Origin of the sequence: Marmoricola sp. OAE513 (assembly GCF_040546585.1) — a bacterium.
Lineage (GTDB): Bacteria > Actinomycetota > Actinomycetes > Propionibacteriales > Nocardioidaceae > Marmoricola.
Map to the genome: position 1 here is coordinate 2,624,255 of NZ_JBEPOC010000001.1, position 23,234 is coordinate 2,647,488.

The window sequence follows — 23,234 nt, forward strand, 5'->3', positions numbered from 1 at the left end:
TGGTGCTGATCAGACCGTCGCGGGGGTCTCCTCCGGGGCGGTGACGACCGGGTCACGGTCGAGCTTGCTCGGCCACCAGATCTTGCCGCCGAGATCGAGGTTGAGCGCCGTCACCAGCACCGACCTGACGATCATCGTGTCGAGCAGGACGCCGAGCGCGACGGCGACACCGAGCTGGGCCAGGAAGACCAGCGGCAGTGAGCCGAGCACGAGGAACGTCGCAGCGAGCACCAGGCCGGCCGAGGTGATCACACCACCCGTGGACGACAGGGCGATCAGCGAGCCGGCACGGGTGCCGACGTTCGCTGTCTCCTCGCGGACCCGCGTCATGAGGAAGATGTTGTAGTCGATACCGAGCGCGACCAGGAACACGAACGTGAACAGCGGGAAGCCTGGATCGACGTGTGCGAACCCCTCGTTGCTCTCGAAGACGCCGAGTCGGGTGAAGACCTCGGTGAACAACAGCGTCGAGATGCCGAGCGCGGCGCCGAAGGACAGCACCACCGTCGCCATCAGGATGAGCGGAGCGACCAGGGCCCGCAGCAGGAGCACCAGGATGAGGAACACCACGACCAGGACGATCGGGATGATCACCTTGTTGTCGCGCTCCGAGGCGATCTTGGTGTCGAGGTAGAACGCGGACCCGCCGCCGACCAGAGCGCCGGCCCCGTCGACGTCGTGGACCGCGTCCCGGGTGTCCTCGACCAGGTCGAAGGCCTTCGTCGAGGAGATGTCGGCGTTGACCGTCGCCTCGAAGTAGGACCGACCCTTGCCGATGTCCTGGACCTCGGTCGGGTCACCCAGCCCCTTGATCCCGGAGAGGGACGACGCGACGTCGGCGACCTTGTCGGTGTCGGCGACGATCTGAACAGTGTTGGAGGTGTCCGAGAGGCCGTGGTCGACGAGGAGCGCCTGCCCCTGGATGGAGTCGAACTTCTTGGTGTAGGTCTCCTCGGTCGAGAAGCCGGACGGGTCGAGCTTGAACAGACCCAGGCAGGCGATCACCAGGATCGCCGTGGTGATGCCCCACACCATCCGGGGGCGCGGCTTGATACGAGCGCCGACACGGGCCCAGAGGCCGGAGCCGGTCGGCTCCTCGGAGCCGAAGGTCGGCCGCTTCGGCCAGAAGATCCAGCGCCCGACGATCACGAGCAGAGCCGGCAGGAGGGTCACCATGATCAGGTAGGTGACGCCGACGCCGACGGCGAGCACGGGCCCCAGCCCAGCGGTCGAGTTGAGGTCGGCGAAGACCAGGCAGAGCATGCCGATCACGACGGTCGCGGCGCTGGCCAGGATCGCCGGGGCGGCACGGTGCAGGGCGAACGCCATGGCCTCGTGCCGGTCCTCGTGGTTGCGGAGCTCCTCCCGGTACCGGGCGATGAGGAGCAGGGCGTAGTCGGTGCCTGCGCCGATGACCAGGATGCCGAGGATCGACTGGCTCTGGCCGTTGACCGTGAGGTCGGCGTACTTGGCCAGCAGGTAGACCACGCCGCCGGAGATCATGTACGAGAAACCGGCCGAGATGATCGGCAGCAACCACAGGATCGGGCTGCGGTAGGTGAACAGCAGGATGATGATGACGACCAGCAGGGTCGCGAAGATCAGGTTGGTGTCGATGCCCTCGAACGCCTCGGAGGCGTCGGAGGCCTGACCGCCGAACCCGGCGAGGTGCACGTCGACCCCGTCGATCTTCGACAGCTTGCGCACGTCCTTGGCCGCGTCGGGGATGTCCTGCCAACCGTTCTTGCCGAAGTTGAACGTGAACGCGATGAACGCGACCTTGCCGTCCTCCGACAGCAGCGGCGGGATCTTTGCGCCGGTGGCGGCCAGGGCCTTGGCCTGGTTGGGGGAGAAGGCGCCTTCGTCGGTCACGCCCTTGATCTCGGCGATCTCCTGGGCGTCCGCGTCCATCGCGGCGAGGTCCGCGTCGGTGAGACCGGAGGCGCGGTGGTAGACGACGAGCGTGGGGATGTCGTTGGGGTCGACGGTGCCGGTCAGCTCTTCGACGACCTTCGTCGACTCAGCCGAGCCGGGCAGCCACGAGGACGCCTCGTTGTTCTGCACGTCGATCAGCTTGCCGTTGAGAGGGGCCATGATGCCCACGAGGACGATCGCCCCGACGAGGACGATCCACTTGGTCACGGGGCCGGTCAGCTTGCCGGCTACTTTGTCGATGCATGCCGACATTTGACCAGAGCCGACCGACAAGCGCCTCAGGGTTTTCCCTGACTTCTAGACGGCTAAATCTTCAACCACTTCTGCGCCCGGAAGGACGCCGAGGAGGTGCCCGGGGAGGATGATCTTCGAGCCGCGGATTCCCGACCCGATCAGCACGGTCGGGGTGGCCGGCACGCGTGCGTCGACGAGCAGCCGCCACTCCGGCGGTGTCCCGATCGGGGTGATGCCGCCGTACTCCATGCCGGTCTCGGTGACGGCCCGGTCGTGGTCGAGGAACGAGCACTTGCGCACGTCCAGCAGACGCTTGACCCGGTTGTTCACGTCGGCCTTCGTGTCGCCCCGCACCACGCACGCGGCGATCCGCTCCACGCCCTCTCGCTTGCCCATGACCACGACGCAGTTGGCGCCGGATTCCCACGGAACGCCGTACACGTCGACCGTGGAGGAGGTGTCAGCGAGCTCGGGATCGATCTCGACGACGCCGACCTCCGCCGCGTGCTCCCAGGTCCTCAGCAGCTCCGCGACCGGGGCACCGACCAGGTCGAGCCGGTCGAGGACGGGGACGGTGGTGAGCTTGCCGAGGTGGTGGATGGCAGACATGCCACCCACCGTAAAGGGCTCGTTGTCCTCCACGACACCTGACGTCCACCGGCTCCCTCGAGGCTGTGCCCATGGCACTGCGACCGCCCTCCCGCATCCTCGGCTCCCCGCTCGTCATCGCCCATCGGGGAGCGAGCGGTCACCGTCCCGAGCACACCCTCGGTTCCTACGAGCTGGCCTACCGCCTCGGCGCCGACTCCGTCGAGCTCGACGTGGTCGCGACCAAGGACGGACACCTGGTGTGCCGGCACGACGTCGAGCTGTCCCGCACGACCGACGTCGCGCGTCGTCCGGAGTTCACCCACCTGCGTCGGACCCTCGAGGTGGAGGGGGAGCTGCAGACCGGCTGGTTCGTGCACGACTTCACCCTCGCCGAGCTGCGCGAGCTGCGTACGCGCGAGCGCTGGTCCCGCAAGCGATCGGCCAGCGCGAGCCACGACGGGCGCTGGCCGGTCCCGACGTTGGCCGAGGTCGTCGAGCTGCGCGACGCGGAGGCCGCGCGCACCGGGACCCGGCTCGGGATCCATGTCGAGCTCAAGTCGGTCGCGCACCTGCGCACCCAGGGGCTGTGGCTGCCCGAGCTGATCGCCGACCCCGAGGCCGACGACCTCACGTTCATGAGCTTCAGCTCCTCGGCACTGGAGGCACTCGGTGCGTCCCGCTCGTACAAGATCTACGACCAGACGCCCGCGCCCAAGGAGCTGTCGCGGATCTCGGAGTTCGTCTCCGGTGTCGCCGTACGCCGCAAGGCAGTCCTGCCGCGCGACGTCGGTGGCCGGGTCGGCGAGCCGTCGAAGCTGGTCGCCAAGGCGCACAAACGCGGCCTCGACGTCCTGGTGTGGACGCACCGCGCCGAGAACCAGCACTTGCCCTCGAACCTGCGGATCGGTGCCGCGCCGCACGGACACGGCGACGCGGCGGGGGAGGCGGCGATGCTGTTCCAGGCCGGCATCGACGGTCTGATCAGCGACTTCCCCGAGATCGCGGTCGTGGGTCGCCGGCGGCTGCCGGGCTTGGCCGAGGCGCTCTGAGAGCTGTAGACGTCACCACGTCTCGACAAGCTCGACGACCGGGGCAAGCTCGTCGACCGGGGCAAGCTCGGCTACCGGAGGCGCGTTCGCCGACCGGCTCAGGTCAGCTTCCAGCCCCGCCGGATCCGGAAGCGGACCTCGGCGAGCTGCAGGTGGATCGGCAGGTTGCGCGCCCAGCGGGGCGTCAGCCTGGTGACGAACCTGATGCGTCGTACCCAACGGTCGAACGTCGCCTGCTGCTTCGGCGTCCACTCCAGACCCATCGCGGTGCGGATCTCGGGCGGGAGCAGCCCGATGGTGAAGAACGTGTTCAGCGGGGCGTTGCCCCACTGCAGCGGCTTCGGCACCATGCGGAGCTCGACGACCTTCATCAGGTGCGCGCGGACGGGCTCGTCGTACCTGACCTTCGCCAGGCCGGCCTGCCAGTACTCCTCGAACGCCGCACGGTCCTCGGGCCAGGCCTCGCGGGGGACCTGGAGCGAGGTGCCGAGCCGGTGGCAGTACTTGTACAGACCGTCAGCGGTCTCGTCGTCCATCGGGCCGAGGAACAGCGTGCGTCCGTCGCGAAAGCCGACGTACAGGCACGCCGCCACCCACAGCTGGAGCTCGGGGTCGAAGGCGTTGTAGGCCACCGGGCTGTCCGGGCCCGAGCGCACCGGGACGTGCGAGCGGTTGACCGCCTTGCGGTAGACGTTGCGGTCGGTGTCCGTGCCGAACAGGGCGACGACGAGGTAGGAGATCGTCGTGCGCAGCCGCTTCCACGGGTGCAGCATCACGTTGCCGGAATCGACCTTGCTCTCCACGACGCCGTAGCCGACTCCGGGGTGGCCCAGCTGCATGATCACGTTGGCGGCGGCTCCGAGCATCCCCGCGGCGCCGGGCATCTGGTCGGCGATGTCGAAGTCTGCGCGCTTCTCGCTGCGTCTCGACAAGCTCGACGACCGGGGGGCGCTCGACGACCGGGGCTCGGTCATCGAGCTTGCCGAGATGCCGTCACGTGCGTGGGGACTGTCGCTCACCGCACGCGGAGCTTGCGGAGCAGCTTCAGCTGGCCGTTCGTCAGGGCGACGAACTTGTCCAGCGTCATCGACGGCGGCGGACCCAGGGCCATGCCGCGCTGCTCGGCGACGGTCTGGGCCTCGGTGTACTTCCGGATGCCCTCGGCGCCGTGCCGACGACCCAACCCGCTATCGCCCATGCCGCCCATCGGGGCCTCGATCGAACCGGCTGCAGCGGCGGCACCGTCGTTGATGTTCACCGAGCCCGACCGGATCCGGGCTGCCATCGTGCGGGCGGTGTGGGAGTCCTTCGACCAGATGCTCGCCGAGAGGCCGTAGCTGCCCTCGTTGGCCAGCGCGATCGCCTCGGCGTCGGTGCTGAACGGGTACAGCGAGATCACCGGGCCGAAGGTCTCCTCGTGGCACACCGTCATGTCGCTGGTGACGCCCTCGAGGATCGTCGGCTCGTACATCAGCGGTCCGAGGTCGGGGCGCGCCCGACCTCCGGTGAGCACGGTCGCTCCCGCGGCGCGCGCCTGCTCGACGTGCTCCGCCACCGTCGCCAGCTGGGCCGGCGATGCCAGTGAACCGATGTCGACGGTGTAGTCGAAGGTCTGACCCAAGCGCAACGACTGGGTGGCGTCCAGGATCGCCTTGCGGAACTCGTCGTACACGTCGGTGTGCACCAGCACGCGCTCGGTGTGGATGCACATCTGCCCGGTGTTGGCGAAGGAGGAGGCGACCGCGCCCTCGGCCGCCTTGGCGATGTCCGCGTCCGCCCGAACGATCAGCGGGTTCTTGCCCCCGAGCTCGAGGGAGGCGCCGATCAGTCGGCGACCGGCCTGCTCACCGACGGTGCGGCCGGTGGCCGTCGAACCGGTGAAGCAGATGTAGTCGACCTCGTCGATGAGTGCGGTGCCGACCACGTTGCCGCGACCCACGACGATCTGCCACAGGTCGGTCGGCAGCCCGGCGCGGCCCATCAGCTCACGGGCGAACAGCAGGGTCAGGGCGGTCTGCGAGTCGGCCTTGGACACGACAGCGTTGCCCGCCAGCAGTGCCGGTACGGCGTCACCGACGCCCAGGTAGAACGGGTAGTTCCACGGCGAGATGATCCCGACGACACCCTTGGGTACGCGGGTCTCGGCGACCTTGGTCAGTCCGGGGATCGCGCCGCGGACGCCCTTCGGCTTCAGGTACCTGTGCCCGACCCTGGCGTAGTGCCGGGTGATGTTGGCAACCTGGAGGATCTCCTGCCACGCGGTGAAGCGGGCCTTGCCCATCTCCCACTGGACCAGGTCGATCAGCTTGTCCTGCTCGGTGAGGAACAGGTCGTGGAAGTTGAGCATGACCTGGGCACGCTCGCGGAAGTCGCGCTTGCGCCACGCCACCTGGCCGAGCCGCGCCGCCTCGACCGCCTGCCGGACGTCCTCGGCCGTGCTGGCCGGGATCGTCGCGATCTCCCGCGAGTCGTACGGCGCGTACGCCGTCACGCTCTCGGTGCCGTTCTCGTCGCGGAAGACGCGGGCGGCCAGCGAGGTGATCACCTCGTCGGTCACCCACTCAGGCCGAGCGGCGGGGATGTCGACGTGGCGCAGGTGGTTCTCGACGATGGCGGTCATGGTGTCTCAGTTCTCGTAGAGGCCGGCGATCTCGTCGGCGTAGTTCGTGTGCACGACGCGGCGCTTGAGCTTGAGCGTCGGGGTGAGCTCGGCGGACTCGGCAGTCCACTCGACGGGGAGCAGCTTCCACTTCTTGACCTGCTCGGGTCGCGAGAGCCGGTCGTTGGCCTTCTCCACGGCCTGCCCGACGATGCCGAGGATCGCCTCGTTCTGCGCCAGCGAGGCCAGGTTCGTGTCCTCGATGCCGAGCTTGCCGGCGATGACGGGCGCGATGTCCGGGTCCAGGGTGAGGATCGCGACGACGTACGGCTTGCCCTCGCCGAACGCGAGCGCGTGGCCGACCAGCGGGCTCTCCTTGAGCATGTTCTCGATGTTCGACGGCGCGATGTTCTTGCCGGCCGAGGTGATGATCAGCTCCTTCTTGCGGTCCACCACCTTCACGAAGCCGTCCTCGTCGATCTCGCCGATGTCGCCGGTGTGGACCCAGCCCTCGGCGTCGATCAGGTCGGCCGTCGCCTCCGGGTTCTTGTGGTAGCCCGAGGTGGTGACCGGACCGCGGGCGAGGATCTCGCCGTCCTCGGCGAGCTTCACCTCGATGCCCGGCTGCGCGCGGCCGACGGTGCCGAGGCGGAAGGCTCCCGGGCCGCACGCGGTGACCGCGCCGCAGGTCTCGGTCATGCCGTAGATGTCGTAGATCGAGAAGCCGAGTCCGGCGAAGAACTTCGCGGTCTCCAGCGGCATCGGCGCCGAGGCGCTGCCGGCCCAGGCGACCCGCTCGAGACCGAGCATCGACTTCATCGGCGTCAGCACGGCAGCGTTGACGGCGTCGAACTTCGCCTGCAGCTCAGGGCTCGTCGTGCTGCCGTACTGGAGCGACTCGACGTACTCCAGGCCGACGGCCATGGCGTCGGCGACGGCCTGCTTCTTGGTCTCGTCGGTCTCCATCGCGAGCAGGCCGTTGATGCCCGTCTGGATCTTCTCCCACACGCGCGGGACCCCGAAGAACCGCGTCGGCTTCACCTCGCCGAGGGCGCCGACCAGCTGCGCCGGGTCGGCGATCAGGTGCAGGTGCGCACCCATGACCTGCGGCAGGTAGATGCCGAGCACCCGCTCGGCGATGTGCGCGTAGGGGAGGTAGGAGACGGTGATCAGGTCCTCGTCCGCGCTGGCACCCACGGTCTTGTCGGTGCTGGCCACCTCGAAGAGCACGTTGTGGTGGCTGATCACGACGCCCTTCGGGTTCCCGGTGGTGCCGGAGGTGTAGAGGATCGTCGCGGGGTCGTCGAGCGCGATGGCCTGCCAGCGCTTGTCGATCTCGTCGGCGAGCTCGGCGCGCAGCGACTGGCCGCGCTTGACCAGGTCGTCCCAGGTGATGGCACCGGCCGGAGCAGCGGTCGGGTCGATGACGACGACCTGCTTCGGTGCGGACTCCGCAAGCGCCTCGGACCAGCGCGCGACGTGGTCGGCGTTCTCCAGGATCACCACCGACGGCGTCGAGTGGCCCGCGACGTAGGCGACCTGGCTGGGGGAGAGGGTGTTGTAGATCGACATCCCGACCGCGCCCGCGTGCATGGCGCCGATGTCGGCGAGGATGTGCTCGGTCCGGTTGGACGCCATGATGGCGACCCGGTCGCCGGGCTCGACGCCGAGGTCGATCAGGGCAGCCGCGACCTCCAGGCCCTGCTCGCGCAGCTGCGCCCAGGACAGGGTCCGCCACCCAGCGCCCTCGATGCCGACCTTGTCGGAGTACGCCGGGGCGTCGCCGAGGCGCGCGACCGTGTCGGCGAAGGCGTGGGCGATGTTGCGGCCGGCGATCTGCGCATCGATCTCGCTGCGCTCGGTGAGGACGTCGGTCATGGCGGTCTCCTGGTGTGTGGCGGGGGTCACAGTCTCTTACGGGCGTGAACGTCCCGGGAAGGGCCCGGGTTCCCGGGATTCCTAGTAGCTCTTCGGCAGGCCGAGCATCGACGTACCGATGTGGGCCAGCACCAGCTGCTCGGAGACCGGGATGTTCTTGCCGATCCGGGCGTCGCGGAACATCCGCTCGATCGGGTACTCCTTGGAGTACGCCATGCCGCCGAGCGTCTGGAACGCCTGGTCGGCTGCCTCCCAGGCGACCTGGGCGCCGCTCAGCTTGGCGACGTTGGCCTCGTTGCCGCACATCTGGCCCTGGTCGAAGAGCCAGGCGGCCTTGTAGGTCATCAGCCGGGCCATCTCGGTCTTCGCCTTGATCTGGGCGAGCGGGAACTGGATCGCCTGGTTCGAGCCGATCGGACGGCCGAAGACCTCGCGCTCGCGGGCGTACTTCGCCGCCACGTCGAGGGCGGCGTCCGCCGAGCCGACACCGCCGGCGGCGGCCAGGATGCGTTCGGGGTTGAGGACGTCCCAGAGGACACCGAAGCCCTTGTCGACCTCGCCGAGGACGTTCTCGGCCGGCACCCGGACGTTGTCGAAGAAGACCTGCGAGGACTGCAGGATGTTGCTGCCCATCTTCGGGATGGGCGTGTAGGACAGCGTGCCCGCGGCGAGCGCCTCCTTGACGTTGACCAGGAAGAGGGTGAAGCCGTGGGTGCGGTTGCCGCCCGCCTCCTTGGCCTCGGCGGCCGGGACCGTGCGGGTGACCGCGACCATCCAGTCGGCGCGCTCGACGTTGGAGATCCAGACCTTCTGGCCCTTGATCAGGAAGTCGTCCCCGTCACGGCGGGCCTGGGTCGTGATCTCGATGGCGTTCGAGCCGGCGTCCGGCTCGGTGAGCGCGAAGGAGAACTGGATGTCGCCGGAGGCGAGCCCCGGCAGGATGCGCTCCTTCTGCTCCTGCGTCCCGTGCCGGACCAGCGTCATCGCGCCGAAGCCAGGAGTGGTCACGTAGATGAAGGTGCCCTGGGTGCCGCCCGACGCGCACAGGGTGTCGTTGGCGACCGCGAGCTCGAGGAGGCCCTGCCCGCCTCCGCCGTACTCCTCGGGGATGCAGAGGCCCAGCCATCCGCCGTCGCCGAGGTCCTTGAAGACCTCGTCGGGGAAGCGGTGCTCCTCCTCGCAGCGGGACCAGTAGGCGTTGTCGTACTTGGCAGCAACCGCGGCCACGCCGTCACGGACGGCGATCGCGGACTCGGGCAGGTTGAAGTCCATGGAGTTCCTCGTTGTCGGTTGGGGCGTGCCGCGGTTGCTGGGTGATCAGAGGCCGAGGGACCGGCCGATGATCTCCTTCTGGATCTCGGTGGTGCCGCCGTAGATCGTCGAGATCCGGCTGTCGAGGTAGGCCCGGGCGATCGGGTACTCGAGCATGTAGCCGTAGCCGCCGTGCAGCTGGAGGCCGGTGTTGACCAGCTTCTGCTGCGTCTCGGTGGCCCAGTACTTCGCCATCGACGCGTCGGTGGTGTCGAGCTTGCCCTCGAGGTGCTTCTTCAGGCAGTCGTCGACGAAGGTCTGGGTGACCCGGGCCTCGGTGGCCATCTCGGCGACCTTGAAGCGCGTGTTCTGGAACTTGCCGATCGGCTTGCCGAACGCCTCGCGGGTCTTCACGTAGTCCAGCGTGATGTCGACGACGTGCTGGCACGCCGACGCCGCCTGCGCAGCGATGATCAGACGCTCCTGCGGGAGGTTCTGCATCAGGTAGATGAAGCCCTGACCCTCCTCGCCCAGCAGGTTGGCCTTCTGGACGACGACGTCGTTGAAGGAGAGCTCGGCGGTGTCCTGGGCGTGCAGACCGATCTTCTCCAGGTTGCGACCGCGCTCGAAGCCCTCCATGCCCTCCTCGACGACCAGCAGGCTGAAGCCCAGGTGGCCGGCCTCGGGGTTGGTCTTCGCGACGACGACCACCAGGTCGGCGTGGATGCCGTTGGAGATGAAGGTCTTCGAGCCGTTGAGGACGTAGTGGTCGCCCTTGTCGACGGCGCTGGTGCGGATGCCCTGCAGGTCGGATCCGGTGCCCGGCTCGGTCATCGCGATCGCGGTGATGAGCTCGCCGGACACGCAGCCCGGCAGCCAGCGCTGCTTCTGCTCGTCGTTCGCGACGGCGGAGATGTAGGGGACGATGATGTCGGAGTGCACCGAGAAGCCGAGGCCGTTGGCTCCGGCGCGGGTCTGCTCCTCGGAGACGATCACGTTGAAGCGGAAGTCGTCGATGCCGGCGCCGCCGAACTCCTCCGGTACGTCGAAGCAGAGCAGGCCGAGCTCGCCGGCCTTGGTCCAGATCTCGCGCGGGACGATGCCGTCCTTCTCCCACTGGTCGTGGAAGGGGACGACCTCCTTCTCCATGAAGGTACGCACGGTGCTGCGGAAGTCCTCGTGTTCTGCGGTGAAAATGTCGCGCATGGGGCTGGGTCGGCCTCTCGGGGTTGGGTACTGCTCGCGATGGTGACAACGCAACTGTTACAGCAATACTGTCACGATACAAGAGCCCTGTGACCTCGGCCACGAAGTGCTCCCCAAACCTGCCAGTTCTACTGTTACAGTCGCACGGTGCCAGTCCCGGCACAGCCCGCCGCACCCGGTAAGGAGACGTCGTGAGCGCGTCGCGCACCGAAGAGCCGGCTGACTCGCCGACGGACTCCGTCGAGGCGTCGTACACCGTCGACGAGCTCGCCTCGATCACCGGGATGACCGTCCGGACCACCCGCTACTACGCCGGACTGGGGCTGCTGCCGCCGCCGATGCGACGCGGCCGGATGGCCTACTACTCCGCCCAGCACCGCGCCCGCCTCGAGCTGATCCGCGCGCTGCAGGACCACGGTTTCACCCTCGCCGCGATCGAGAAGTACCTCGCGAAGATCCCCGCCGACGCGTCGGTCGAGGACCTCGCCGTCCAGCGCGCGATGCTCACCAGCTGGAAGACCGGCGGCCACGAGGTGGTCACCCGGCGCCAGCTCGAGTCCCGCGCCGGTCGCAAGCTCGACGACGACGCGCTGGCCCGTCTGGTCGCGACCATGTCGATCGACGAGGTCGAGGACGGCCGCTACGAGATCCTTCCTGCGTTCTCCGTCGGCCTGCAGGTGCTCGACCTGCCGATCCCGGTCGACTCGATGGTGGCCGCCGGCGTGGCGATCAACCGGCACATGGAGGAGCTGGCCGACGAGCTCACCGCCGTGCTCAAGGACCAGGTCCTGACGCCGTACCTGGAGAGCCCGAAGACCGAGGCCGACAAGGCCGAGTTCGAGCACACGATGGCGCGGCTGCGCCAGCTGACGCTCGAGGCCGTGGTGAGCGGGTTCCAGCGGGCGGCGAACCAGGTGATCACGCGCTCGCTTTCGCGGTGACGCGGAGATGCGGTGTCGGTTTCACGCCTGCTGGCGTGAAACCGGCAGGGCAGCCCGTTGCATCGGGCTGCCCTGCCAGTTTCGTGCACCTGAGTGAGCTCAGGCCATCGGCGTGATCGCCCAGGCGACGAGGTACGCGATCACGGTGGCGGGGAACCCGACGACCAGGGCGATGACCAGGGCGACGCGGACCAGAGTGGGGTCGACCCCGAAGTAGCGGGCCAGGCCTCCGCAGACGCCGGCGACCATCTTGTCGTCGGTCGCGCGGGTCAGGCGCTTGGGCTCGGGAGTGCTCTCGGCGTAGTTCATGACTCGTCCTTCTCGTTGATGACCAGGGTGTCATCGGGGACCGCCTGGGTCGGAATGGTCTGGGTGGGTTCGACGACCTCGGTCTCGGCTGCCGTGACCTCGCTGGCTTCCACGGCTGCTGCGCGGGCCGCGGCCAGGCGCTCCTTGGCGCGGCGCTGGTTCACGACGCTGGCCGCGAGGCCGATGATCCCGGCGCCGATCAGCACCACCGGGAAGCCGGCGGCGAGGTCGGAGACGTCCTTGTCGTTCGCCTCGCCGATCCACCAGATCGCTGCGATGCCGGAGAAGACCAGGCCGAAGACCAGGTGGACCACGCCCAAGGGGCGGTTGCTGCTGTTGTTGTCGTTCATCGTCGCTCCACGGTGATCTGGCCGACCCGGACGTCCAGGTCCAGCTCGAGGGGGCTTGCGGTGCTGGCCGGTACGCCGACCAAGCGCTTCTCGCGGGAGACCTCGAAGCCACCGCCGTCGTACCCGGGGATGTTGATCCCGCCGGCGAAGCCCAGGTCGGCCTCGATGTCGACGTTCAGGCTCTTCGGCACGATCACCCGGATCTCGCCGGCGTTGAGGCGCATCCTGATCTCGCGACCGGCCAGGTTCTCCGGGTCCGCGACGTCGGTCAGGTCGACGACGATCTCGCCGAAGTGCACCCGGTAGCTCGACGGGACCGCCGCGGCACTCGTCGGGTTGTCCTCGAGCTGACGGCTGTCGTCGAAGTTGAACGAGCCGAGCACGGTGGCGGCGCTGAGGGCCGTCGTCGAGGCGATGCCGAGGAGAATGAGGCCACCCGGGCGCCCGACGAACGAGCCGACCAGCAGCATCACACCGGTGATGGCCAGTGCCGTGGCCGGGTAGACGCCGGCGTGCACGTCGTGCGAGCCGTCGATGATCCCGACGACGCCCAGGGCGATGGCGATCAGGGCGAGCGTCGGCCAGAACCAGAGGATCCCGGTGCGCTTGGGGTGCGGCGGCAGGATCGGCGGCGCGATCACGGGCGGCTGGTACGCCGGCGGCCGGTAGTCAGCCCCGTAGCTGGGCGCAGCGGCTTCCTCGCCCGGCTGGATCCACCCGGTGTAGGAGGACCCGACGTACGAACGGCCTTCGGTGTAGTCGTGCTCGGGGGCGTGCGGCATCGGGGGCACCGGAGGCGCGCCCGCTCCGGCGCGCTTCTCGGCCCGGCGGTCGCGAGCGATCATGATCACGCCGATGACCACCGCCACGCCGGCGATCGGAAAGCCGGCGTTGAACCCGCTGAAGGAGTCACTGACGGCCAGCAGGACCGCGATGCCGGCGGCGGCGAGCAGCAGGATCTTGCGGGCGTCGCTGCCGGTCCTGATCGCTGCCTTCTCGCTGCCCTCCTCGGGCACGAACGCCCAACAGACGGCGTAGACGAGGACGCCGGCGCCACCGAACAGGGTGAGGACGGCGAGCAGGACCCGGATGACGGTCGGGTCGACGTTGAAGTGCCGACCGAGGCCGCCGGCGACACCGGCGATGTAGCGGTCGGAGACGCTGCGGCGCAGCCGGTCCAGGTCCTGGTGCGGCGGCGGCAGCTGCTGGTGCGTTGCCGGCGGGGGCTCGGCCTGGGTCTGGCCGGTGCCCGAGTCGTGAGGAGTCGTGTTCATGTCATCCATCGTGGTTCTCCGGAGGGGTGATTCCTATCGGGGACCACCCTGGTTCTGGGTCAGGGGTCCGTCTCGGGGTCTCACCTGATGTCCGACGGCGTTCCGGATGCCACGATGGATCCATGACCGGCACCGCGACTCCTCCTGCGCCCGTGCGCAAGGCGTATCGGAACGCCGACGAGGGCGTGGTCGGCGGCGTCGCTGCCGGCCTGGCCGAGCACCTCGGGATGGCGGTCTCGACGGTCCGGATCGGCTTCATCGCGGCCACCGTGATCGGCGGTTTCGGCGTGATGTTCTACGCCGCGTTGTGGATGGTGCTCCCGGTCCAGCGGCACTTCGACGACGCGGCGCCCGGGCTCGCCGCGGTCGACCGGCAGGGCAAGCGCCCGCGCCGGATGCTCAAGCTCGCCGACTACGGTCCGCTGATCGCGCTGGGCGCGCTCGGTCTGGGCATCTGCCTGTTGCTCGCCATGGTGAGCGGGCGGGGCCAGTTCCTCGTCCCCGTCCTGCTCGCCGTCGGTGGCGTCGCGGTGCTGTGGCGCCAGGCCGACGAGGCGCAGCGCGAGCGCTGGGTCGACTCCACCGGCCGGATCAGCCTGATCCGGGTCGTCGTCGGGGACGGCGGCCCGGCGCCGTACCTGCGCCTGGTCATCGGCGTGCTCATGGTCGGCTCGGCGATCATCGGCGTCTCCGTCGGCGGCGGAGGCTGGGGTGCCGTCCGCGACGTCGGCGTGGCGACGGCGCTGGGGCTGCTCGGCATCGCGCTGATCACCGGCCCGTGGCTGATCCGGTTGACCTCCGACCTCGGCGAGGAGCGTGCCGAGCGGATCCGGTCCCAGGAGCGGGCCGACGTCGCTGCGCACCTGCACGACTCCGTGCTGCAGACGCTGACCCTGATCCAGAAGTCCGCCGGCGACCCGTCCGCCGTCGCGCGGCTGGCACGCGCCCAGGAGCGAGACCTGCGTTCCTGGCTCTTCGACTCCGCCGGCGGGGACACCACCACGTTGGCGGTCGCGCTGCGTGCCCTGGGAGGCGAGGTGGAGGACGCGTACGGCGTCCCGGTCGAGGTGGTCTGCGTGGGCGACCGGACCGTCACCGAGGACCTGCGTGCGCTGGTCCTCGCCACCCGCGAGGCGGTCGTGAACGCGGCCCGGCACTCCGGGGCGGCCAAGGTCGACGTGTACGCCGAGGCGACCGCCCGGACGATCGAGATCTTCGTGCGCGACCGCGGTACCGGCTTCGACCTGGACAGCGTGGCGAGCGACCGGCACGGCGTCCGTGACAGCATCATCGAACGGATGCGCCGGCACGGTGGCACTGCGGAGATCCGCAGCACCCCGGGCTCGGGCACCGAGGTCCGCCTGACCCAACCGACGGGAAGTGACTCGCATGGCTAGGCGCAGCGTCGTGATCGTCGACGACCACGCGATGTTCCGGGCGGGCGTGCGCGCCGAGCTCGGTGATGCGGTCGAGGTGATCGCCGAGGCCGCCAACGTCGACGAAGCCGTCGCCGCGGTGCTCGCCGGCCAGCCGGAGGTGGTCCTGCTCGACGTCCACCTGCCCGGCGGTGGTGGCGCCGAGGTCATCCGTCGTACGGCGGGCAAGGCCGTCGACACCAAGTTCCTCGCTCTGAGCGTCTCCGACGCCGCGGAGGACGTGATCGGCACGATCCGCTCGGGGGCGCGCGGGTACGTCACCAAGTCGATCACCGGCGAGGAGCTCGTCGACGCGATCGACCGGGTCGCCGCCGGGGACGCGGTGTTCTCGCCGCGGCTGGCGGGCTTCGTGCTGGACGCGTTCGCCGGCACGATCGAGGTCGCCGCCGTCGACGAGGACCTGGACCGGCTCACCGACCGGGAGCGCGAGGTGATGCGGTTGATCGCCCGCGGCTACTCCTACAAGGAGGTCGCCGGCGAGCTGTTCATCTCGATCAAGACCGTCGAGACCCACATGGGCTCGGTGCTGCGGAAGCTCCAGCTGAGCTCGCGGCACGAGCTCACGCGGTGGGCTTCCGAGCGCAGGCTCCTCTAGCTGCCGCCGGCCGGGAGCTCCTCGAGCAGCACGTCCGGCTTCTCGCGGGCCGCGTTGTTGGCCCGCCACTTGTCGGCGAACAGCGCCAGGTAGGTGCCGTCCGAGCGCTGCAGCACCTCGGAGCCGCGGATGCCCGCGAGCTCCTTGGCGCCTTCGGCGTCGGTACGTCGTGCGACGCCGTAGTCGAGCCGGGACAGCCGGATCGGGGAGTTGAACTCGTTGGCCATCCGCTCCTCGACGACCTCGAACTGGAGCGGCCCGACGGCTGCGAGCACGGGGCTCTGGTCGCCGCGCAGGTCCGAGCGCAGCACCTGCACGACGCCCTCCTGGTCCAGCTGCTCGATGCCCTTGCGGAACTGCTTGAACCGGCCGATGTCCTTGGCGCTCACGGTCATGAAGTGCTCGGGGGCGAAGCTTGGGACCGGCGGGTAGTCGATCCGCTCGCCCTCGTAGATGGTGTCGCCGACGCGCAAGGCCTGGGCGTTGACCAGCCCGATGATGTCGCCGGGGGCGGCGGTCTCGACCGAGGTGGTCTCGCGCCCGAACATCGACTGCGCGAACTTCGTCGCGAACGGCCGGCCGGTCGCCGCGTGCGTGACGACCATGCCGCGCTCGAAGACACCGGAGACGACCCGGGCGTAGGCGAGCCGGTCGCGGTGCGAGCTGTTCATGCCGGACTGCACCTTGAAGACGAAGGCGCTGAACGCGTCGTCCGGGTGGCGGACCGAGCCGTCGACGCCCTCGGTCGCACTCGGTCCTGGCGCGAGCTCGAGCAGCAGGTCGAGCAGCTGGGCGACGCCGAAGTTCTGCAACGCGGAGGCGAACATGACCGGGGTGGTCTCGCCGGCCAGGAACTTCTCCTGGTCGTGGTCGGCCTCGTCGAGGGTGAGCAGCTCGTGCTCCTCGACCGCGTCCGACCACACGGCGCGGTCGGACTCCTCCACCTCGGTGGCCGACATCCTGCGCTCGGGAGCGCGGGTCGCGCCGCCGGCGGTGCGGGTGTACTTCACGAACTCACCCGTACGCCGGTCCAGCACCCCGCGGAAGTCGCCGGCCTCGCCGACCGGCCAGGTCAGCGGCGTCGGGCGCAGCTTGATCTGCTCCTGGATCTCGTCCATGAGCGCCAGCGGCGACAGTCCCGGGCGGTCCCACTTGTTGATCACGGTGATCACCGGGATACCGCGCAGCGCACACACCCGGAAGAGCTTGAGGGTCTGCGGCTCGAGCCCCTTACCGGCGTCGACCAGCATCACCGCCGAGTCGACCGCGGACAGCACCCGGTAGGTGTCCTCGGAGAAGTCGCTGTGGCCGGGGGTGTCGACGAGGTTCACGACGTGGTCGCCGTACACGAACTGCAGTGCCGCGGAGGTGATCGAGATGCCGCGGGCCTTCTCCATCGCCATCCAGTCCGAGACCGTCGCGCGTCGGTCGCCCTTGCCGTGCACGGCGCCGGCCTCGGTGATCACCCGGGCGTGCAGCGCGAGCGCCTCGGTCAGCGTGGACTTGCCCGCGTCGGGGTGGCTGATGACGGCGAAGGTGCGGCGAGGGCGGTTGTCGGACACCGGACGAATTTACCGGGTGTGCGCGCGTCTCCTGACATGGACGTTGATCAGGACGCTGCTGATCGCGGCCCACACGCACCACAGGGACACGAGCGCCGACTGCGCCAGCCACATCAGCAGCACGACGACGACCAGGTTGGCAGCACCGAAGACCCGCAGGGGCGGGCTGTTCGCGAGCAGGCCGGGAGCACACGTCGCGACGACGTACAGGCCCAAGGTGAACGGCAGCCACGGTGTCCCGACGTGGTAGTCGATGTGGTGGCCCTTGATGCCGGCATGCATCGTCCCGAACAGCAGGGTGAGGAACAGGATGGTCGCGGACACCACGCCCGCTGCGACGAGCAGGCGCGCGAGGGGCCTCGACGAGATCGCGTCCGCGCGGACGAACGCGACCGGGACCAGCACGGGGACGATGCAGAGCGCGATCAGCGCGTAGATCCACGCGGCCGGCCGACCGACGCAGTCGGAGACCTCGCCGCGCAGGTTCCACCAGACGAGGGTCTCGATCAGCTGGTGCACGCCGAAGACCAGCGGCAGGGCCGCCAGCGGCAGCAGCTCGCGGCGCGACGTGCGGCGCAGGGTGTCCACGCCGATCGCCGTGACGACGACACCGGCGACGAGGTCGGCCTCGGGGGCGAAGCACACGGTCGGCTCCTGGCCTACCGGCTCGTGGCCGAGGCGGGGTCGGTGCTGAGCACGCGGACGGCGAGCGTCGTGGTCGCGTGGTCGTCGAGGAAACCCACGACGCGGCTGACCCGGTCGGGATCCAGCGGCAGCAGCCCGCGGCTGCCCGGGACGTCCGGGGTCAGTCCGAGCTCGAGGTCGTGCCGTCCCGACATGATCCGGACGTTGAAGTCGAACCGCTCCTTGGCGCCCGGCGCCGAGAGCCGCCGCACGACGGTCGCGCCCATCCGCCGCCTGCCGGTCTCCTCGGCCCAGGCGTCCAGGGTCGCGGCGAGGACGCGGCCCTCGTTCTGCTCGATGTCGGCCCAGACGGCCCGCATCGAGCCGACCTGGGCGAGCAGGGTGGCCGCGGTCTTCTCGCCGATACCGCTGACACCCGGGAGGTTGTCGCTGGCGTCTCCGCGCAGTGCGGCGTACTCGAGGTAGTGCTCGGCGGCGACGCCGTACATCGCGAACAGGCGCTTCGGGGTGAGCAGCGGGGATCCGTTGATGCCGCCGTCGATGAGACGGAGGACCTGGGTGTGCTCACTGATGTGCGCGAACGCGTCCCGGTCGGAGGTGATGATGACGCAGCTCCAGCCGTTCGCCTCGGCCCAGGTCGCGCCGGAGGCGTTGACGTCGTCGGCCTCGAGTCCCGGCGGGGTGAGGGTCAGCAGACCCAGAGCGTCGAGAAGCGCTCCGGCGCGGTCGAGCTGGTCGACGAGCGCTGCGTCCTTCTCGGCCCGGCCCGCCTTGTAGTCGGGGTAGAGGGCGGCGCGCTCGGAGTAGGTCCGGTCGTCGAGCCCGAAGAGCACCGCGTCCGGGGCGAAGGAGTCGATGGCCTCGATGATCTGGCGCAGCATGCCGCGCAGAGCCCACGCCGGTCGTCCCGAACGGTCCGTGACCTGGGTGTAGGCACGCGCGTGGTGGTTGCGGTGCAGCAGCGACGGGGCGTCGACGACGAGCAGGAGCTTGCGGGGGCGGTCAGGCACGGACATCACGCGAGCATCAGGCCGGGAGCAGGGTGGCCCAGGCGGGCCGCCAGACGGCACTGCGCTGCTGCATCTCCCAGGTCAGCGCACGCAGGGTGGGGCCCTTGCCGGTGTACCAGGCGGGCAGGCTGTCGAACGCGCGGGCGATCGTGATCCGGCCGGACGCGGCCCGCACCTGGGCGGCGATCCACGCGCCGGACTCCTCGCCGGCCTCGGCGAGGTGCAGCTCCCGCAGGATGTTCGAGAGGCTGACCTGGAGGGCTTCGGGGAGCCAGGGCGCGTCGCCGAGGGGGACCAGCTCGCCCTGGTCGACGAGGACGGTGTACTCGAAGCTGATGCCCGGCTCGCTGACCCGGTGCCAGCGCGCGAGCAGGGTGGGACGCTCGGGGAGACCGCGGTCGCGCTCGTGTGCCTCGCGCATCTGCCGGTGGATCTGGCTCTTGAGCCGCTTGCGGATCGCCCCCTGAGCAGCCACGTGGGCGACGCCGTGCGCGCGGACGAGCAGCTCGTCGGTGGCGGTGCCGCCGCGCGCCGCTGCCACCAGGTGCGGGTCGCCGCGCAGCAGCGGGGCGAGCAGGTCGACGACACCGCTGAACATGCCGGTCGTGCTGGTGTCCCAGCCGTCGCGCGAGTACCACGCCAGGAAGCCGGGCTTCACCGTCCGGATCGAGCGCCACACGGCGTTCGAGCTGGCCCAGTCCGGAGCACCCTCGAGCGGGTCGAGGTGGGTGCTGATCGCGTCCCGGGTCGACCCCGCCGCAGCGCCCCAGATGACCGCCCGGCCGCCGCCGATCCGCTGCATCCGCGCCCAGGAGCCGCCGTACTCGTAGGACAGCACGTGCTCCTCGGTGTCGAGGCTCGCGACGGCTCCCTCGGGCAGGCGGTCGCCCGCTGCGAGCACTGCCCAGGACCACCAGAGGTCGTCGGCAGACGCGAGGTCGTCTGCTTCCATGGGCGTCATTGTGCCGTGTACGCCGTCCGGCGCCGTGGACGTGCCGCGGAGCGGGCTAGCGGACCGCTCGCAGCCGCGGGTGCCGGGCCAAGGCCTTGAAGGACAGCAAAGCGGGTCCGTCGCCAGGGTCGGTGACCCGCCACTGGTTCGGCAGCGGGTGGTCGTCACCGTCGACGTGGAAGTAGAGCAGCGCCTTGACGTTGCTGAACCGGTCCTTGTCCAGGTCGGTGCGCAGCGCGTCGAGCCAGGTGCTCTGCGCGGTCCGATCTGCCGGTACGTCGACCCCGCTGTCGAGCCGGTGGACCCCGGTCTCGGAGACCATCAGCGGCTTGCGGTGCTTCACGGCGAACGCGCTGGCGTCGGCGAAGAGCTTGTAGAAGGTCCGGTAGTCAGGCGTGCGGGCGTAACCGTCGACGCCGATCCAGTCGACGTAGGTGTCGCCCGGGTAGAACGCCGCGGCCCGGCCGTTGCCGAAGGCCTGCCAGGTGGGGCACCAGACGAACGCGACGTTGGTCGCTCCGACCGCGCGGAACCGCTTGACCACGTGCCGCCAGGCAGCCTTGTGCGTCCGTACGCCGACGGGGCCGGCGTAGCGGGTGTCGAACTCCCAGGTGAAGCGCAGGAACACCGGCGTCCTCAAGTCGCGCAGCGCCTTGGCCTGTCCGTTGATCGCCGCGTCGCGCTTCCCGGCCGCGATCTCGCGGAGCCGGGCCAGCGCCGCCGCGTCGTGGTCGGCGATGCCGGGCTTCTCACCACCGGCCCACGACAGCATCGGGATCCGTCCGGCAGCCTTGTCCTTGAGCATCCGGGCCTTCAGCGGACCCCAGGGGGCCTCGGGCGGCTGGCGGAAGCTGTGGTTGATGGACACCCGGCGCCCGATCCGGTTCTCCAGAGGCTCGGGCTCCGAGAGACCGGGGACGCGCCGGGCGTCGTACAGGCCGAGGTAGGCGAGGCTGTGCGCAGTCCCGGCGGCATCGCGGTAGGTGCCGGGGACCTTGGGCTTGCCGACCTTCTTCTTCCGCTTCTTCCTGGCGGGAGCGGCGGACGCGGTCCCGAGGTCCGCGAGCCCCAGACCGGAGGCGATCGCGCCGCCTGCGCCCAGGCGCAGGAGGTTCCGTCGGTCCAGGCCCTCAGTCATCGCGCCGGATGCTAGGGCAACGAGATGAACTCCGGGTGGTGCCGAGGGTTACTCGGCCTCGGCGGCCAGCGAGGTGTCGACCAGCCACTCCACCGGCGCCTTGTCGTCGGTGTAGACCCTCCCGCCCTTCAGGCCGGGCGCGAGCCGGTCGGCGCTGTCCTCGAGCACGTCCGCCAGGTCGTCGGGCAGTCTCGTGGCCGCCTGCCGGAGCCGTCCTGCCGGGTCGCCGCCGGAGGTGCCGAGCAGGACCGTGCTGGTGTCGTTGACCGGGTCGCGCCAGGCGTTCTGAGGACCGAAGGCGGTGGCCATCGTCGCGGTGAGCACCTTCTCCAGTGCGTCGGAGTCGGCCGGGTGGCCGACGTTCACGATCACGACCCCGCCCGGGTCGAGGCGCTTGCGGACCAGGTCGAAGAACTCCTCGGTCGCGAGGTAGAAGGGGATGTACGGCTGCCGGTACGCGTCGATCATGATCACGTCGAACGTCCGCGAGGTCGCCTGCAGCCACGGACGTGCGTCGGCGGTGTGGGTGTGCAGGTCGGGGCCGGTCATGTCGAACTGCTCCTTGCCGACCTTCGTCAGCTCGCCGTCGATCTCGACGGCGTCAATGCGCGTGCCCGGGAAGAAGTGGCCGATCGCGCGCGCGGTCGTGCCCGCGGCGTTGCCGAGGATCGCCACCGAGCCCGGTGGCTCGCCGCCACCTGCCGTCGAGAGCGCCAGCATCTCGTCCCAGTAGCCGCCGACCAGCCAGGTGTCCCGGGTGTAGACCGAGTGCACGGCGTGGCCCTCGTTGAGCTCGAGCGACCGCTGCCCGTCCGGATCGAGGATCACCCGTGCGTACTGGTACTCGGTCTCCTTCTCCCAGACCACCTTGTCGCCGGACTCAGCGCTCTTCAGGGTGCCGGTCGGCAGTGCCATCAGGACGAGGATCACCCCCGGTACGCCGAGCGCCGGGAGCCGGCCACGGGTCAGGTGCGGCAGCGCGGCGAGCGCCATCGCGGCGGCGAAGATCAGGAACGTGCGCCGCGTCCCGACCACCGGGATGAGCAGCAGCGAGGACAGGAACGTGCCGGTCAGCGAGCCCACGGTGGCGATCGCGGAGAGCCGACCCGCGGTCCGACCGGCGTCGGCCACCGAGTCGACCGAGAGCCGGACGGCGAACGGGGAGACCATCCCGAGCAGCAGCAGCGGTACGGCGAGCAGCACGCCGACGCCGACCAGCGAACCGAGGAACGTCGCGGCGCTGAGCTGGTCGACAGCCTTCACGGCCTGGCGCAGGAACGGACCGCTGATGAACGGGACGATCGCGAGCAGCGCGGAGGCGACCAGCACGATCCGGGCCAGCGCGGCCGGCCGCGGGTCCCGGTCGGCGAACCGGCCGCCCAGCGCGTAGCCGATCGAGAGCGCGACCAGCACGATCGCGATGGTGTTGGCCCAGACGATCGTGCTCGCGCCGAACCACGGGGCGAGCAGGCGGGCTGCGGCGATCTCGGCGCCGAGGGTGCCGGCTCCGACGGCGAAGACGAGGAGCTCGAGGGAGCGGGATCGTGTGGCCACGCGCCGACCCTAGCGAGGTGGTGGGTACCGCTCGCGCTGTCCGGCGATAGCGCGTGATGGCGACGACCTCCCGAGCGTCCTTCTCCGACGGGCACCCGGCCCGCAGAAGATCGGAGAACACGCGTGGCGACGACGAAGACCAAGCTGCACCCGGTCCGGGCGGTGCTCTGGGTGACCCTGGTGCTCGGACCCCTGGCCCTGGGGGCACGGCTGCTGGTGGGCCATGACGGCGTACGACGCGGCGAGCTGCTGGTGACCGGCTCGCTGGCGGTCGCCTACGCGGGCTTCTGCATCGTGGCGCTCGCGCTGACCGCCGAGGAGTCGGTCGAGGACTCCGACGCCGACTGAGCCCCGGCCGCGAACCGGGTGGCGAGCTCGGCCTGGATCTCGACGTGCCGCTGCAGGAATGCGCGCTCGTCGAGGCGCTTGCGGCGGAGCCACCCGGTGACCTCGTCGTTGCACTTGCTGGCGTTGCAGGAGCCGCACGCCGGGGCGATGTTGTCGAGGGTGTAGCGGCCGCCGCGCGAGATGGCCTGGACGCAGTCACGCTGGAGCGGCTTGTCCGTCGCGCCGCAGTAGGCGCACCCGCCCCACAGGTCCTGGAGCGCCGCCCACTGCTCGGAGCTGAGGTCGTGCTCGACCTGGTCCATCCGACGCTTGCGGCGCTTGGCGTACCGCGCCTTGCGGCTCGTCGTGGGCATGCGGCTCAGCGTAGGGGCGAGGGG

At 69.9% G+C, this 23,234-nt stretch carries 22 protein-coding genes; 5 read left to right on the forward strand and 17 right to left on the reverse strand.

Features of this window, described 5'->3' with window-relative positions; genetic code table 11:
• Positions 1-9: 9 nt before the first annotated feature.
• Both ABIE44_RS13265 and ABIE44_RS13270 read right to left on the reverse strand, forming a co-directional pair.
• Positions 10-2,187: an MMPL family transporter gene (locus ABIE44_RS13265; protein WP_209716897.1), complete on the reverse strand. Its 2,178-nt coding sequence runs from the start codon at positions 2,185-2,187 to the stop codon at positions 10-12.
• A 45-nt stretch (positions 2,188-2,232) separates the two neighbouring features.
• Complete coding sequence (locus ABIE44_RS13270; RefSeq protein WP_209716894.1) at positions 2,233-2,778, reverse strand: YbaK/EbsC family protein; 546 nt, start codon at positions 2,776-2,778, stop codon at positions 2,233-2,235.
• A gap of 71 nt (positions 2,779-2,849) precedes the next feature.
• Here ABIE44_RS13270 and ABIE44_RS13275 point away from each other — a divergent pair, with 71 nt between their 5' ends.
• Positions 2,850-3,809 (forward strand): glycerophosphodiester phosphodiesterase family protein, encoded by a 960-nt coding sequence (locus tag ABIE44_RS13275; RefSeq protein ID WP_209716891.1) that lies wholly within the window; start codon positions 2,850-2,852, stop codon positions 3,807-3,809.
• 98 nt (positions 3,810-3,907) lie between these two features.
• On the opposite strand, the gene ABIE44_RS13280 is transcribed toward ABIE44_RS13275, so the two are convergent.
• The 5 genes from ABIE44_RS13280 to ABIE44_RS13300 all read right to left on the reverse strand — a co-directional run bounded on the left by ABIE44_RS13280 (position 3,908) and on the right by ABIE44_RS13300 (position 10,743).
• Complete coding sequence (locus ABIE44_RS13280; protein WP_209716888.1) at positions 3,908-4,828, reverse strand: oxygenase MpaB family protein; 921 nt, start codon at positions 4,826-4,828, stop codon at positions 3,908-3,910.
• On the reverse strand, positions 4,825-6,429 hold the full coding sequence (locus tag ABIE44_RS13285) for a succinic semialdehyde dehydrogenase (RefSeq protein ID WP_209716885.1): 1,605 nt from the start codon (positions 6,427-6,429) through the stop codon (positions 4,825-4,827). The genes ABIE44_RS13280 and ABIE44_RS13285 overlap by 4 nt, the downstream gene beginning before the upstream one ends.
• Positions 6,430-6,435: 6 nt before the next feature.
• Positions 6,436-8,286: an AMP-dependent synthetase/ligase gene (locus ABIE44_RS13290; RefSeq protein WP_209716881.1), complete on the reverse strand. Its 1,851-nt coding sequence runs from the start codon at positions 8,284-8,286 to the stop codon at positions 6,436-6,438.
• 81 nt (positions 8,287-8,367) lie between these two features.
• A complete protein-coding gene (locus tag ABIE44_RS13295; RefSeq protein ID WP_209716878.1) occupies positions 8,368-9,558 on the reverse strand; it encodes an acyl-CoA dehydrogenase family protein in 1,191 nt (396 codons plus the stop codon).
• 45 nt (positions 9,559-9,603) lie between these two features.
• Positions 9,604-10,743 (reverse strand): acyl-CoA dehydrogenase family protein, encoded by a 1,140-nt coding sequence (locus ABIE44_RS13300; protein WP_209716875.1) that lies wholly within the window; start codon positions 10,741-10,743, stop codon positions 9,604-9,606.
• 191 nt (positions 10,744-10,934) lie between these two features.
• Here ABIE44_RS13300 and ABIE44_RS13305 point away from each other — a divergent pair, with 191 nt between their 5' ends.
• Entirely contained in the window at positions 10,935-11,684 is a 750-nt protein-coding gene (locus tag ABIE44_RS13305; protein ID WP_354438071.1) for a MerR family transcriptional regulator, read from the forward strand.
• Positions 11,685-11,783: 99 nt separating this feature from the next.
• Here ABIE44_RS13305 and ABIE44_RS13310 read toward each other — a convergent pair whose 3' ends face one another.
• The 3 genes from ABIE44_RS13310 to ABIE44_RS13320 are packed head-to-tail and all read right to left on the reverse strand — an operon-like array spanning position 11,784 to position 13,617.
• On the reverse strand, positions 11,784-11,993 hold the full coding sequence (locus tag ABIE44_RS13310) for a PspC domain-containing protein (protein WP_209716861.1): 210 nt from the start codon (positions 11,991-11,993) through the stop codon (positions 11,784-11,786).
• The gene (locus ABIE44_RS13315) at positions 11,990-12,343 is read right to left on the reverse strand and encodes a hypothetical protein (RefSeq protein ID WP_209716858.1); all 354 of its coding nucleotides are present in this window, start codon (positions 12,341-12,343) and stop codon (positions 11,990-11,992) included. The genes ABIE44_RS13310 and ABIE44_RS13315 overlap by 4 nt, the downstream gene beginning before the upstream one ends.
• Positions 12,340-13,617: a PspC domain-containing protein gene (locus tag ABIE44_RS13320; protein ID WP_209716855.1), complete on the reverse strand. Its 1,278-nt coding sequence runs from the start codon at positions 13,615-13,617 to the stop codon at positions 12,340-12,342. Before ABIE44_RS13320 ends, ABIE44_RS13315 begins: the two co-directional genes overlap by 4 nt.
• A gap of 122 nt (positions 13,618-13,739) precedes the next feature.
• Between ABIE44_RS13320 and ABIE44_RS13325 the strand changes: the two genes are divergently transcribed.
• Positions 13,740-15,014, forward strand: coding sequence for an ATP-binding protein (locus tag ABIE44_RS13325; protein ID WP_209716852.1), 1,275 nt, complete (start codon positions 13,740-13,742; stop codon positions 15,012-15,014).
• Entirely contained in the window at positions 15,007-15,648 is a 642-nt protein-coding gene (locus ABIE44_RS13330) for a LuxR C-terminal-related transcriptional regulator (RefSeq protein ID WP_209716849.1), read from the forward strand. The genes ABIE44_RS13325 and ABIE44_RS13330 overlap by 8 nt, the downstream gene beginning before the upstream one ends.
• Here the strand turns inward: ABIE44_RS13330 and ABIE44_RS13335 are convergent.
• From ABIE44_RS13335 to ABIE44_RS13360, 6 genes are read right to left on the reverse strand one after another with little or no spacing between them, the layout of a single operon-like run.
• Positions 15,645-17,210 (reverse strand): peptide chain release factor 3, encoded by a 1,566-nt coding sequence (locus ABIE44_RS13335; RefSeq protein ID WP_209716846.1) that lies wholly within the window; start codon positions 17,208-17,210, stop codon positions 15,645-15,647. The two genes, ABIE44_RS13330 and ABIE44_RS13335, sit on opposite strands and share 4 nt — an antisense overlap.
• A 9-nt stretch (positions 17,211-17,219) precedes the next feature.
• Positions 17,220-17,855 (reverse strand): DUF6629 family protein, encoded by a 636-nt coding sequence (locus ABIE44_RS13340; RefSeq protein ID WP_209716843.1) that lies wholly within the window; start codon positions 17,853-17,855, stop codon positions 17,220-17,222.
• Positions 17,856-17,869: 14 nt separating this feature from the next.
• Positions 17,870-18,871 (reverse strand): 5'-3' exonuclease, encoded by a 1,002-nt coding sequence (locus tag ABIE44_RS13345; protein ID WP_209716841.1) that lies wholly within the window; start codon positions 18,869-18,871, stop codon positions 17,870-17,872.
• A gap of 10 nt (positions 18,872-18,881) precedes the next feature.
• Complete coding sequence (locus ABIE44_RS13350; RefSeq protein ID WP_209716838.1) at positions 18,882-19,817, reverse strand: hypothetical protein; 936 nt, start codon at positions 19,815-19,817, stop codon at positions 18,882-18,884.
• 55 nt (positions 19,818-19,872) lie between these two features.
• Entirely contained in the window at positions 19,873-20,955 is a 1,083-nt protein-coding gene (locus ABIE44_RS13355; protein ID WP_209716835.1) for a glycoside hydrolase family 26 protein, read from the reverse strand.
• A gap of 48 nt (positions 20,956-21,003) precedes the next feature.
• Positions 21,004-22,509, reverse strand: coding sequence for a spermidine synthase (locus tag ABIE44_RS13360; RefSeq protein WP_209716832.1), 1,506 nt, complete (start codon positions 22,507-22,509; stop codon positions 21,004-21,006).
• A gap of 123 nt (positions 22,510-22,632) precedes the next feature.
• Between ABIE44_RS13360 and ABIE44_RS13365 the strand changes: the two genes are divergently transcribed.
• Positions 22,633-22,857, forward strand: coding sequence for a hypothetical protein (locus ABIE44_RS13365; protein ID WP_209716829.1), 225 nt, complete (start codon positions 22,633-22,635; stop codon positions 22,855-22,857).
• Here the strand turns inward: ABIE44_RS13365 and ABIE44_RS13370 are convergent.
• Positions 22,785-23,210 (reverse strand): HNH endonuclease, encoded by a 426-nt coding sequence (locus ABIE44_RS13370; RefSeq protein ID WP_354438072.1) that lies wholly within the window; start codon positions 23,208-23,210, stop codon positions 22,785-22,787. The genes ABIE44_RS13365 and ABIE44_RS13370 overlap by 73 nt on opposite strands.
• Positions 23,211-23,234 lie beyond the last annotated feature (24 nt).